Here is a 12,068-nt window from a genome sequence, read left to right as displayed (position 1 = left end):
TCCTCCTATTCTTAACCGGAATCGAGTTGGGTGTAGGACTTACTTACAGAACTACATAGAAAAGATGCGGTCATCTGCCGCCATCTTATGTGGACTAACTCTTATTTACCCGGTGCAGCTTGTGCTGCGTACGTAAAACTAATTTTTTCATTAAAACGAGTCTTTATGTGACTCTATATGCATTGGGGACTGCGTACAGTCTCGAAATGTGAAAAAAATTACAACTCCATATATGCCCATCACCTGAATAAGTCATGACAAAATATCGACATTTCAAAGCGATCACCTACCCATTATAAACCTCGTGTCCCGGGGGTTCAATACACTGGGAAGAAAAAGGAGTTAAGGGGGAACGCGGAAACAGGCAAACATGACTTGAGGCTCTTGACGGGGTGGAGTATAATTTAAGGAAGAGTTAACGAAAAGGAGAGTGACCTGGCATGATTAACATCAGCGAAACGGCTGCTGACAGATTGAAAGAAATGCTTGCACAGCAAGAAACACCTGGTATGTTCTTGCGTCTTGGCGTAGCACCGGGCGGTTGTACCGGATTTTCGTACGCCATGGGCTTTGACGATAAAGAGTCCGATGAGGACCTCTATATGGATATTCAGAATATGAAGGTTGTTGTAGAGAAGGAAAACCTGAAATATCTGAATGGACTCGAAATTGATTTTGAAGAATCCGGCATGTCCGGTGGTTTCACCATCCACAACCCGAACGCAGTGGCAACATGCGGCTGTGGATCATCCTTCCGTACGAAGGAAGAAGCGGGCGTACCTGATAAAGATTGTTAATCATGGTGAATCAAGACCTCTATAGCGGATTAGTCTCGTACTAATCACGTTATGGAGGTTTTTTGTATTTAATGGATATAATATCCAATATTACAAGATCACAATCGATGTAGGCACAGCAACGGGTACGGAGGCGGTATTTAACAACGGAAGTCACGTGGGATAACAATGGCGGGAAAAACTATCTTTTCCCACTCGGAATCAGCATATACAGTGGGGAAATCATTTCACCAGGCGCTCCTCTAGGAGCGCAGACCGCGTTGGAAATCGAGAAGCGAGTGGAGATCCTTCCGACTTCCGATAGGCCAAATATCCCACAGGCAATACAGAAAAAAGCGCATGACACTCTTGAATTAGTTACATGCTAATAATCAGTCTCAAACCCCCTGTCCCTCTGGTGGAATGACAGGGGGTTTCATGATAGTTGACAAGCTATGTTGTAACAATTATAGTTACAACATAGAGTTTGAATAAGAAAAACCAAAGGAGAGATCATGATGAAAATTGGAATTATTGGCGCGACAGGCAAAGCGGGAAGTTTGATTTTGAAAGAAGCGTTGGATAGAGGGCATGAAGTAACGGCGATTGTTCGTAATGCATCCAAGGTGGAAGATAAAAGTCTGAATGTACTTGAAAAAGATGTATTTGACCTTACAGCAGAAGAAGCCAAATCATTTGACATCATTGTCAATGCATTCGGTGCGCCAGCCGGGAAAGAGAATCTGCATGTGGAAGCAGGACAAGCCTTGATTAACACGCTGAAAGATGCACCGAATACTCGACTGATCGTTGTCGGTGGTGCTGGCAGTCTGTTCACAGATGAAACACAAACGTTGCGTGTAGTAGATTCTCCAGGATTCCCTGATGCATACAAAGCAACAGCGACGAATCAGGGGAAAAACTTGCAGGATCTGCAAGCTTCCTCCGGAATTCAATGGACGTTCCTGAGCCCGGCTGGCTTCTTTAATCCGGAAGGTGTTCGGACAGGAAAATACCAATCAGGTAAAGATCAGATTCTGGTGAACAGTGAAGGCAACAGTTACATCAGCTATGCTGACTATGCCATCGCTTTGGTGGACGAGATCGAGAACCCGCAGCATAAGAACGAACGCTTTACGGTTGTAGGCGAAGCGAAGTAATTGATTTGAACTGACAGATGAAAAATGGACGCCAATCATTACAAGATTAGCGTCCATTTTTTGTGTCGTTATGAAGTTGGTGTATATAATCCGGAAATACTGAACGTAGTCCTCTTCAGGCTGGTCTACGCTAGTATCCCTATTGCTATCTCCAAACTAACATTCTGCATAGTGACGTTTTCCCGCATTTATCCTTCGACCTAATGAGGTGTAATGTCATCTATATTTGAATTCTCTATCAATTCTGCCGACTCCATACCATCCATAGCATCTACGAGTCCTACAGCCAATGTTGTGACTGCCGCAGCGGCAACCAGATGTTTTGCCCCCAGTTTTACTCTCTCCATATCCTCGTCTTTCATACCAACAACAACATCCTTGCCACCTTGGTACACATATTTCGCTGATACCACTACACCTCTAGCTGTATTGGTAACAGCTCCTCCAATATCGGCAAGTCCAGCGTCTAATGCAGTATTGTCTTTTCTGATCACACCACTGGCCATATCATATGTACCGCTGGCAAGTTGTCCTACCGTTTTCCCTGTATTAATTGTAGCTTTCTCTACACCATTACCATTTTCTTTAATGAATGGGCTTCCTGCAAGTTCGCCAGCCACTCTGACGGTGCCGCCCAGTACTTTTCCGGTAACTTCTCCAGCAAACTGACCCAGTTCTTTTAAAAATCCCATACGTTTCCCCACCTTTGAAATAAGGTTGCACATGTGCTGTCTGAATCTTTATCTTATTATATAAGTATATGAGCGAAAAGACTATTTACGTTCAGATTCACCAAGCGTTACTATTTAACATGAAACCAATCCAACGAATCGATCTAACCGAATTGAAGAAGCTAACCGACCTAGCCTTGCTTAACGCATCCAATTCAATCAACTCACTTCAACCTCAAAAAAAAAAGGCTGCTCCCAACAGAAGCAGCGCCTTTATCTTTTTCTACCCCAAATCACTACTTAACACATTTTAGAAGTATCCTACAAGCAGCCAACGTAGTGGAGGGACGGAATCGATTCTGAAGAAGCGGTAGCGTTCGCCTTTATCCCCGGATTTTGCCCTATGGAATAGGACATTCAATAAATCTGGGGATAACAGCGATCGAAAGAACGATCCGTACCCGTAACGCCCACCTGCTGCTCATCAGTCACTTATCTCCGTGTTTAGTCGATAAACCCTTCCAACATTACAGTAGGCAAGCCATTAGACTGCCAGGCACCTTTGCTGTAACCGCCGTTGTAGCCTGGCGTTGCTTCAGGCTCCCAGTAGAATACGCCTTTACCTTTGCTGCTCGGCAAGTTGCGGAATTGCGTTTTCATGGCTGCAACAAAACTTTTACCGGCTGCCGGTTGGGTATTATCCATCCCGATCTCCGATACGATAATCTCTTTGCCATACCGGTTGATCAAATCCTTGGCATTGTTCACCGCATTGGTGACAGCTGTGTTCCAGCCAGAAGCAGAAGGGTAGAGGGACATGGCAATCATGTCAAAATTAGCACCGTTATCAATCAGGCCACCGATATTCCATACATAGAGGGCATTATCATCCCCACCTGCAAGGTGAACGATTGTTTTGGTGTTGGTGCTGATGGACTTCACAGCGTTATGGCCCGTGTTCACCAGCCACGCATAGTTTTTCATGTTGGTGGATGCTTTCCCATCTTCCCATAACATGCCGTTGCTTGTTTCGTTACCGATTTGTACCCAGTCCGGGGTGACGCCTTTGCTCTGCATGGCCGTCATGACTTCACGCGTGTGATTCCATACAGCATCCATCAGCTGCTGGAACGTGTAGTTTTTCCAGGCCGCAGGTTTGGTTTGCTGACCCGGGTCAGCCCAGGAATCGCTGTAGTGCAGTGTCAGCATGACACTCATGCCTGCATTTTTGGCACGCAGGGCCAGAGCGGCTGCACGATCTTTATTCATGTAACCGTTACCATAATCATTCGAAGGATTAACAAAGACACGAATACGAACGGAGTTGATCTGGTAATCATTTTTCAAAATATCAATAATATCACGCTGTACGCCGTTTTTGTCTTTCCATTTGTAACCTTGCGCTTCCATCCCGGGAACCCAACTGATGTCGGCTCCTTTGGCGAAGCTCGGTGCTGCACTGGCATGCTGGCCTGCGGGCAGCATAATGGAGGTGAATAACAAAACAAAGACCAGAGCGATGGATGTTTTGAAACCCCTTACATTTTTGAACATTACAATATGCCTCCTCGAATATGGGTTGAGTTGCAACCTAATTATAGCGATCATTGTTTACTCAGCTACAGGGTCCATTTCCAATATTTTGGTTGTTTTTTCAACCTCTCATGAAAAAAGACAAAACAAAAAGCCGTCCGAAGACGGCTTTTCTACCCGTGGCGCTTTTTGAAACCTTGATCCGTATCCCGCGCCTCCACCAGAATCAGTTAATTTGAGCTAGTGGATCGGGTAAGGGACACGTTCAACATGTGATTAGATATGTTGACGCACCTCCTTTCCTTGTGGCAAGAGTATACAACACTCTTTTCCGGAAAGCTAGTCTTTTTTCATATTTGCGCAAAATTATTTTTCGGTTTGGAACATCGTAATATCCCGGTCATAATGACTTTTCGTACCGTCCTCGTTGCGAATTCTCACGCTGTATTCGTTGATCCGCTCCACGATGCCACGGCCCACTTCACAATATACGCCAGCCGGATCTTCCTGCCATGCAGTTACCGTGCATTGCGATAGAGCAGCTGTGAAAAATTCTATATTTTTTTGTAACGTTCTAGGTTTATTAGATTTCATTATATACTCCTTTAACAAATACAATTTTGGAATGTGAACAGGAAACGAACCATTTTACACTGTACATCACTTTACTCTGTCTACTTCTCTTTGTAAAGGGATGGAAAAAGTTATCGTCATAAGGTATCATTTACATAAATTTTACATAGCATTTACACTGCGCTGACGCTTGTAGCCAATCACGAATAGTACAATTAGTTGAGAACATCTAACCAAGAATAGATATGCAACAAATTCGGAGGCCATACATGCATAGAGATGTCAAAACAGGTAACTACGTTAACCGTGATTTAAGTTGGGTGGAATTCAATCGTCGTGTGCTCCAGGAGGCGCAAGATCCAACAACACCTCTGCTGGAACGCATGAGGTTTCTTGGCATTGTTGCCAGTAACCTGGACGAGTTCGTAAGTGTAAGGGTAGCGGAGACGAAAGAGAAGATCAAGGCCGGATTTACGCAAAAGGATTTTACGGGCTACACCCCTTCCGGCTTGTACCGTAGATTGATTAAACGAACGGGGACCATGGTCGCCGAACAATATAAAACCTATCGGGAACTCATTCGTCTTCTCGCCAAGAAAGGCGTCAATTTCCAGGAATACACAGATCTGAATATGACCCAGCAGCGGGCAATGGATCAGTATTTTCATGAGATCATTTTTCCGGTATTAACACCGATGGCTATTGATCAGAGTCGTCCATTCCCGCTGGTACACAACAAGTCTGTATATCTGTCCGTGATGCTGCAGAAGGAAGAAGAGCAGGAGGGCGAGCCGTTTTTGGCTATTGTTCAGGTGCCTTCCAATATTCCTCGGGTTATTCAGGTACCTCTTCGGGCGAATAGTAAAAAGAAAACGTTCATTTTGATCGAAGATCTCATCAAACATCATATTCATACCCTATTCAGTGGATATGTTCCACTGGCTGTACAGGAATTCAGGGTGACCCGCAATGCGGATCTTTTCATTAATGAAGAAGAAGCGGAAGATTTAATTGAAGCGATTGAGAAGGAACTGCGGCGCAGACGCCGGGGAGCACCGGTACGACTGGAAGTGTGCACGGATTTTCGACCGGATGCATTGCTTGAGCTGCAGGAAGAGTTCGATATTCAAGACCCCGTGTACGAAATTGATGGACCGCTGGATCTGAGTTTTCTGGCCGGGTTTGTGGATAGTCTGGAAGGGTTTACTCATCTGAAATACAGTCCGGTACAGCCGGTGTATCCCCTGGAGTTCCTTCCACGGGAAAGTCACTTTGAATTGCTGCGTAAACGGGATGTGCTCGTTCATCATCCATATGAATCGTTTGAACCGGTAACGGACTTTATTGTGGAGGCTTCGGAAGATCCACGCGTGATGGCAATCAAAATGACGTTATACCGGGTGAATGGGGATTCCCGTCTCATCCCTGCATTGGCTCATGCTGCTGAGAGCGGCAAACAGGTGACCGTTGTTGTTGAGTTGAAAGCCAGATTTGACGAAGAACGAAATATTGCATGGGCCCGCACGCTGGAGAAGGCAGGCTGTCATGTGGTATATGGATTGGTTGGATTAAAGACTCATGCCAAGATTATTCTTGTCGTACGCAGGGAACAGAATGGTCTGAGAAGGTATGTGCATGTCGGAACTGGGAACTACAATGAAAGTACAGCCAAAGTATATACCGACGTGGGACTATTCACCTCCAATCCCATCATTGGCGAAGATGCATCGGAATTGTTCAATGAGATTACCGGATATTCGGGACCCAAAGCGTTGCAGGCATTCCGCGTCGCCCCAGACGGCATGAAGGATGAACTATTCGCGCTCATTCGGCGGGAAGCGGAGCATGCCTTGAAGGGAAGACCGTCCAGGATTATTGCTAAGATCAATTCCTTATCCCATCAGGATATGATCGATGAATTATATCTGGCATCTCAAGCTGGAGTACAGATTGATCTGATCGTGCGCGGTGTATGCTGCTTGCGTCCTGGTGTAGAGGGACTTAGTGAAAATATTCGTGTAATCAGCATCGTGGACCGATTCCTGGAACACTCCAGACTGTTTTATTTTGAAAACAGCGGGAACCCGGATGTGTATCTGTCCAGTGCAGACTGGATGACCCGTAATTTGAAGCGAAGAATTGAACTGATGTGTCCTGTGTTTGATCCGGAACTGAAGAAGATGCTGGTGGACATATTGAATTTGTCGCTCATGGATAATGTGAAGGCAAGAGAGCTTATGCCTGGCGGCAATTATGTATTTGTACAAAATGAAAAGCCCCCGCTGAGAAGTCAGACGGAGGCGATGGGGATTATCCCCTGGAAGCCTGCTGAATGGAGTGCGATAACGTAACTCCCCAAGCTTCCTGCAAATCTTTGACGGCCTCTTCGAGGTCGCTCAGTTCCAGTAACGGCTCGGCTGTACAGATGAATTGAATCTGCAGCGAGTCGTTTTCTTTTGCTGCCTTTATGGCGGTAATACTTTCAGCTCGATTAATCGCTTCAGTTACGCGCAGCAGAGAGCCCAAGCGATGGGCATGCCGTTCGTCCGAATCCTTTAGAATGTCCTTGTGCTTATGAAGCAACTGGGGCGTTCTTTTTTTTGGATGATAATCGGCTGCAACGGCACTCAGGATTGTCTCCCGGTGAGATAGTCCGTAGATGCTTGCATTCATAATCCAATAGGCCGAGTGCTGGGGATACCGGAAATAGTTAATCTGTTTTCCAGCCATGTGCAGCATGGAGGCTGTGTACAGGATCCGGGTATCCGCTGGATCGGGGGAATTGCCATGTAAGGCGGTATACAGGGTAAGCGCATCATGGTGGATTCGATTCAGACGTTTCTCGGGAATCGGTGGGCCAAAATGAATGAAGTTGCGAATGCTGTCCTTCAGCGCGTCCGGCACTACCGGCTGACCTGCAGCCAGGAGATCCCTTAGCAAACCATCCCGTAATCCCGCTCCGCTCACGACATAACGATCTCCCTGGATGATCCGGAAGACCGTCTGCAATATGAGAACTCCTGGAACAATAATGTCGGCACGATCCTTGGCAAGGCCGGGCACTTTCTTGCGTTGTGCCGAGGTTAGATAGGGCAAAGAACGAGCAATATTTTCCATCTCTTCCGCACCGATCTCGTAATGATGCGTAACCGGCAATGAATACTGCGTTCTCTTCTGTTCCACTTTGGCCAGGGTACGCATCGTGCCACCAAGCCCTATTAGAGGTAGTCCTGGATGCTGTCTGACCCAATCCTGATCACTTAATGTCCGTATAACTTCCTTACAGAGTGCGGTCGCATTAGCTTCAGTCCACTGATCTTCTCCACCATAACGGGCATGTGAGTTAACAGCACCAATAGGCAGAGAGATGCTGTGCAGTCTTTTTCGATCACGGAATACAGTAATCTCGGTACTGCCGCCCCCAATATCCACGACATAACCATCCGCCAGATCAATGGATTGGGTGACTCCAAGGAAACCATAATAGGCTTCCTGATCGCCGGATACACATTCAATCGTAAGTCCCGTCTCAGCTTCCAACCAACCTATAATTTCTGAGGCATTGCCTGCATTCCGGATGGCCGCTGTAGCTGCGGCGCGGATAAGCTTGGCTTGATAAGCTTCGCAGGTAGCCCTGAATTGTCGCAAAATCGTGATAGCCTTGTCCAGTGAATGTCGCAGGATGGTTCCGTCTTGTTCAACCACATTGCTCAGACGAGCGGCATATTTGTCTTCATGAATGATGCGATAGGCCCCATCCTGGTCAAGTTCATAAATAACAAGACGTATGGAATTGGAGCCGATATCGATGATTCCGAGTATTTCGTTATGTGTCATAAGCATCTCCTTCTACAGAGGTTAATCTACCCAATTCTCAGCAAGGCTGCCATGGCTTCCGGTGAACCAGGAGGCGTCGAGGAGAAGGGCGTGGTCAGCATGACCACAATAATGAAGACGATAAAGCAGGCAAACAGAATACAACTCACAGCAAAGCCACGATTGCTTTTCTTCATAAACAGTCGAATACCTGTAACGAATAGAAGTACCGTAATGGCTACCAGAACGATAGAAATTGCAAAATAGGCTACGCCATACAGTGATTTGAAAAATGATTCCATGTCTTCTGAACGCTCCTTAAATCCTCATATTTAAGCCTCTCCATACCATTCCTTAGTAGCATACGATAGATTGATGCGTTTGAAAAGCAAACCAGGCGCCTGTTCCGGCCTTGAACCAAGCTGATGGACTTTATCCACGGAAAAGGGGCTCCAGCCTTGGACAGACATCCAAGAAAGCACGGCTCCTGTTGAGTATGTATAAGGAAGGACTATTGTTCACGAAAGGAGATCAACCCATGTCGAGACAACTTGCAAGCAAATGGCTGAAGACAGCAGCGCTGTTGAAATATCCGGTAGCTGCTGTCCATATTCCACAGACGAAGGCGTTCAACTCGGGGAATCTGCTAAAGATGCTTAGTCATTATGGAATGGTGTATATCAAACCTGTTGTCGGTGGTGGAGGTTACGGTGTCATTAGAGTATCGGCAAGCGGAGGAGCCTATCGATACACTCATATGAAAATAACCCGTTCTTTTACTCATTTTAATCAGATGTACCGTTCCCTAATCCGTGTAAAAGCCAGACGGAGATACATGATCCAGCAAGGCATTCATCTGGCGACCATTCAAGGCAGACCTATCGATTACAGAGTCAAAGTCGTCAAGACGGAAAGAGGCTGGGTATTCCGTTCTATGGTGGGACGGCTCGCACGTCCGGGACTGGTCGTGACCAATCTTAGCAAAGGAGGAACGATGCTGTCTGGTAGGAGAGCGCTCGCTCTGTCTCTACCTCATATTTCCGGAAAACATAAACGTCGAGAGATGCGTTCACTGACACTCACCTGTACACATATCATGGAAAGTCGGTTCCCAGGTGTCGGCCAGCTCGGCTTCGATTATGGGCTGGATCATTCAGGCAAGATATGGATTTTGGAAGTGAACACCAGACCGCAATGAAAATGGTGAAAAAAGCTAAAAAAATCCAAAGAAAATCCGATAGTAATATAGAAAGAAACTAGATGGAGAACGTTTGAAATATAACAATAAGGGTAATTTACTCGCATCAACTCTTGAAACTATGATTTTATTCTAAAAAAAAACGCTCTGATAATCGTTCTGTTCGATAAGCTACGATCCTGTGTATAAATACTGTCCACACTATCCACGTTGATCAATCAACATTTTTACCATTTATCAACAAACTATACACAGGATTTCCACATAACGTTGTGGATAACAAGAACGCTTGTTCTCTTTATAAATCTCTGATATGATAGTTTCGAGGAAAAAAAAGGAAAGGTTGTGGCGGGAAATGGCTATGTTATCCGATGAGATGTTGTTGGATTCCTACCATAAGGCGATTGAGTTGAATCTCGAACGAGATTTCATCGCACTGCTGTTGGCAGAAATCCATAAGCGCAAACTGGGTACCGACGTATCTGCCATTCTTCACTAGAGATCCTCATTGCAGGCAATGTTACAGGTTTCCGGATATGTCCCATAGATGGACAGGCCATAGCGTGCTTGTCTGGCAGTGGTGACAGAACATCATATGATTGCAAACGTTTTCTGCTTCGTCTGCCGTGTCAGAGGAAGTGTGAATGGCGTAGGGGCTGTATGGTCCGGTGTAATCGTCCAATTTGCCGCATTCTGACAGTCCCTGAAGGCAGTGGGGACAAGCCTGCTCCGGTACAACCAGACCGTTACACAGCGGGCATATATAAGACAAGGGTATCCCTCCTGATGTTGAATTCATTCAGGAGTAAGATACCCTTTTTTGTGTCTTTTATGTTCTATATGATCCCATAGGGAATTAGCGCTTCATGTTACTACTATGTCCCGGGGACAACTTGGCGTCTGGGTCGAAGTAAACCTTGGCATTGTTGACTGCGGTTGGCGCTTCACCGAATCCGACAGCAATCAGCTTTAGCTTGCCTGGATAAGTTGTAATATCTCCGGCAGCATAGATACCCGGAATCGAAGTTTCCATGCGGGAATCGACCACGATGGAATTGCTATCAATTTCGATGCCCCATTCTGCGATAGGTCCCAGGGAAGAGACAAAGCCGAAGTTGACGATGACATCATCGACTTCAATTTCCTGTGTTTCCTTGGTTTTGACGTGAGCCAAAGTAACCTTGGTAATACGGTCTTCACCGTGAAGTTCCGTAATTTCGGTCGGTGTAACGATGTTCACCTTGGAATTCATCAGGTTTTCGACACTGTGCTCATGCGCGCGGAATTTGTCCCGGCGATGGATCAGGGTTACTTGCTCAGCGATCGGCTCGAGCATGAGCGCCCAGTCCACAGCGGAGTCACCGCCACCACTGATCAGTACTTTTTTGCCGGCAAAGGCATTCAGATCACTGATGAAATAGTGCAGATTGGTTTTTTCGAATTTGGCCGCACCCTCAAGCTCCAGACGACGGGGTTCGAATGCACCCACACCCGCAGTGATAATTACGGCTTTGGCGTGATATTCATTCTCATCGGTTTTTATGACGAAGTGACGCTCTTCTAATTTCTCTACCGATACAACCTTTTCCTCAAGCCGGATGTTGGGGTTAAAATGGCTCATTTGCTCCACCAGATTATTCACCAGTTCCTGAGCGGTCACTTTCGGGAAACCGGCTACATCATAGATGAATTTTTCGGGATAGAGGGCGGCAAGTTGTCCACCAAGTTGTGGCATACTTTCAACCAGAGTAACAGATGCCTGACGCATCCCTCCGTAAAACGCGGCGAACAGACCCGCAGGGCCGCCACCAATAATAAGTAAATCGGTCATGTCATGACCGGCAGTTTGTGCAGTCAAGAATCAACAACACCTTTCTTATTTTAATAGGTAGTTAACAGAAATAATAAAGCCGGGTACGTACTGTAACCAGCGTTTGTTGCTGAACTGTCTTTCTCATTATAAACGGTGTAAACTGGGTTGCAAAGTTGGCAGTTTGATGAATCTGGGAACAATAGATGAAGATCAGGTGAGAATAGGATGAAATTGGAAATGAAAGGTTATGAAAAATAACAAAAAAAACCTTGATATTTGCCAGAAATACAGATATCCTTGACCTGTACTATGTGTTTTTTTGTCTAATTTAGCCCCAATTTGTAATGTGAAGACAATACCCGCGTTTTGTTGAATCTTGTGTATAATTTCACAATTTTAATCGATAACTTGCATGCAAAAAGTTCAAATAAATTCGCGAAGTTAACATTTGTCGTCATAATGGATAAGACCTCATCAATATGGGTAAGTAAGAGACTTTTTACAAAACAAACAAACGAACGGTTGATG

The 12,068-nt window shown here is 45.7% G+C and carries 12 protein-coding genes; 5 read left to right on the top strand and 7 right to left on the bottom strand.

What is annotated here, in order from left to right:
- The first annotated feature begins 440 nt into the window (after positions 1-440).
- Entirely contained in the window at positions 441-797 is a 357-nt protein-coding gene (locus AMS66_RS24355; RefSeq protein ID WP_053783249.1) for a HesB/IscA family protein, read from the top strand.
- Positions 798-1,294: 497 nt separating this feature from the next.
- Positions 1,295-1,936, top strand: coding sequence for an NAD(P)-dependent oxidoreductase (locus tag AMS66_RS24350; protein ID WP_053783248.1), 642 nt, complete (start codon positions 1,295-1,297; stop codon positions 1,934-1,936).
- A 200-nt stretch (positions 1,937-2,136) separates the two neighbouring features.
- On the opposite strand, the gene AMS66_RS24345 is transcribed toward AMS66_RS24350, so the two are convergent.
- The 3 genes from AMS66_RS24345 to AMS66_RS24335 form a co-directional block, all read right to left on the bottom strand.
- Positions 2,137-2,628, bottom strand: a complete 492-nt coding sequence (locus AMS66_RS24345; RefSeq protein ID WP_053783247.1) for a hypothetical protein — start codon at positions 2,626-2,628, stop codon at positions 2,137-2,139.
- Between the two features lie 483 nt (positions 2,629-3,111).
- Positions 3,112-4,092 (bottom strand): glycoside hydrolase family 53 protein, encoded by a 981-nt coding sequence (locus AMS66_RS24340; protein ID WP_236703614.1) that lies wholly within the window; start codon positions 4,090-4,092, stop codon positions 3,112-3,114.
- A gap of 414 nt (positions 4,093-4,506) precedes the next feature.
- Positions 4,507-4,734 (bottom strand): hypothetical protein, encoded by a 228-nt coding sequence (locus tag AMS66_RS24335; protein ID WP_053783246.1) that lies wholly within the window; start codon positions 4,732-4,734, stop codon positions 4,507-4,509.
- 248 nt (positions 4,735-4,982) lie between these two features.
- Between AMS66_RS24335 and ppk1 the strand changes: the two genes are divergently transcribed.
- Positions 4,983-7,064 (top strand): polyphosphate kinase 1, encoded by a 2,082-nt coding sequence (ppk1, locus tag AMS66_RS24330; protein WP_053783245.1) that lies wholly within the window; start codon positions 4,983-4,985, stop codon positions 7,062-7,064.
- On the opposite strand, the gene AMS66_RS24325 is transcribed toward ppk1, so the two are convergent.
- Positions 7,024-8,550: a Ppx/GppA phosphatase family protein gene (locus tag AMS66_RS24325; protein ID WP_053783244.1), complete on the bottom strand. Its 1,527-nt coding sequence runs from the start codon at positions 8,548-8,550 to the stop codon at positions 7,024-7,026. The genes ppk1 and AMS66_RS24325 overlap by 41 nt on opposite strands.
- A 26-nt stretch (positions 8,551-8,576) precedes the next feature.
- Positions 8,577-8,831 (bottom strand): hypothetical protein, encoded by a 255-nt coding sequence (locus AMS66_RS24320; protein WP_024632653.1) that lies wholly within the window; start codon positions 8,829-8,831, stop codon positions 8,577-8,579.
- A gap of 236 nt (positions 8,832-9,067) precedes the next feature.
- Between AMS66_RS24320 and AMS66_RS24315 the strand changes: the two genes are divergently transcribed.
- Entirely contained in the window at positions 9,068-9,727 is a 660-nt protein-coding gene (locus AMS66_RS24315) for a YheC/YheD family protein (RefSeq protein ID WP_053783243.1), read from the top strand.
- Positions 9,728-10,082: 355 nt separating this feature from the next.
- Entirely contained in the window at positions 10,083-10,226 is a 144-nt protein-coding gene (gene sda / locus AMS66_RS24310) for a sporulation histidine kinase inhibitor Sda (protein WP_017692430.1), read from the top strand.
- Positions 10,227-10,247: 21 nt separating this feature from the next.
- On the opposite strand, the gene AMS66_RS32490 is transcribed toward sda, so the two are convergent.
- Both AMS66_RS32490 and AMS66_RS24305 read right to left on the bottom strand, forming a co-directional pair.
- Positions 10,248-10,499, bottom strand: coding sequence for a hypothetical protein (locus AMS66_RS32490; protein ID WP_144424598.1), 252 nt, complete (start codon positions 10,497-10,499; stop codon positions 10,248-10,250).
- 84 nt (positions 10,500-10,583) lie between these two features.
- A complete protein-coding gene (locus AMS66_RS24305) occupies positions 10,584-11,558 on the bottom strand; it encodes an NAD(P)/FAD-dependent oxidoreductase (protein WP_236703613.1) in 975 nt (324 codons plus the stop codon).
- Between the last annotated feature and the right edge of the window lie 510 nt (positions 11,559-12,068).

This window comes from Paenibacillus xylanivorans (genome assembly GCF_001280595.1).
Classification (GTDB): domain Bacteria; phylum Bacillota; class Bacilli; order Paenibacillales; family Paenibacillaceae; genus Paenibacillus; species Paenibacillus xylanivorans.
This window is presented reverse-complemented; position numbering and strand designations above follow the sequence as displayed.

Excerpts from the sequence above, each read along its gene's own strand:
- AMS66_RS24340 (WP_236703614.1), bottom strand. The coding sequence starts at position 4,092 with ATGCTGCCCGCAGGCCAGCATGCCAGTGCAGCACCGAGCTTCGCCAAA.
- AMS66_RS24335 (WP_053783246.1), bottom strand. The coding sequence starts at position 4,734 with ATGAAATCTAATAAACCTAGAACGTTACAAAAAAATATAGAATTTTTC.
- sda (WP_017692430.1), top strand. The coding sequence starts at position 10,083 with ATGGCTATGTTATCCGATGAGATGTTGTTGGATTCCTACCATAAGGCG.
- AMS66_RS24320 (WP_024632653.1), bottom strand. The coding sequence starts at position 8,831 with ATGGAATCATTTTTCAAATCACTGTATGGCGTAGCCTATTTTGCAATT.
- AMS66_RS24325 (WP_053783244.1), bottom strand. The coding sequence starts at position 8,550 with ATGACACATAACGAAATACTCGGAATCATCGATATCGGCTCCAATTCC.
- ppk1 (WP_053783245.1), top strand. The coding sequence starts at position 4,983 with ATGCATAGAGATGTCAAAACAGGTAACTACGTTAACCGTGATTTAAGT.
- AMS66_RS24355 (WP_053783249.1), top strand. The coding sequence starts at position 441 with ATGATTAACATCAGCGAAACGGCTGCTGACAGATTGAAAGAAATGCTT.
- AMS66_RS24350 (WP_053783248.1), top strand. The coding sequence starts at position 1,295 with ATGAAAATTGGAATTATTGGCGCGACAGGCAAAGCGGGAAGTTTGATT.
- AMS66_RS24345 (WP_053783247.1), bottom strand. The coding sequence starts at position 2,628 with ATGGGATTTTTAAAAGAACTGGGTCAGTTTGCTGGAGAAGTTACCGGA.
- AMS66_RS24315 (WP_053783243.1), top strand. The coding sequence starts at position 9,068 with ATGTCGAGACAACTTGCAAGCAAATGGCTGAAGACAGCAGCGCTGTTG.
- AMS66_RS24305 (WP_236703613.1), bottom strand. The coding sequence starts at position 11,558 with ATGACCGATTTACTTATTATTGGTGGCGGCCCTGCGGGTCTGTTCGCC.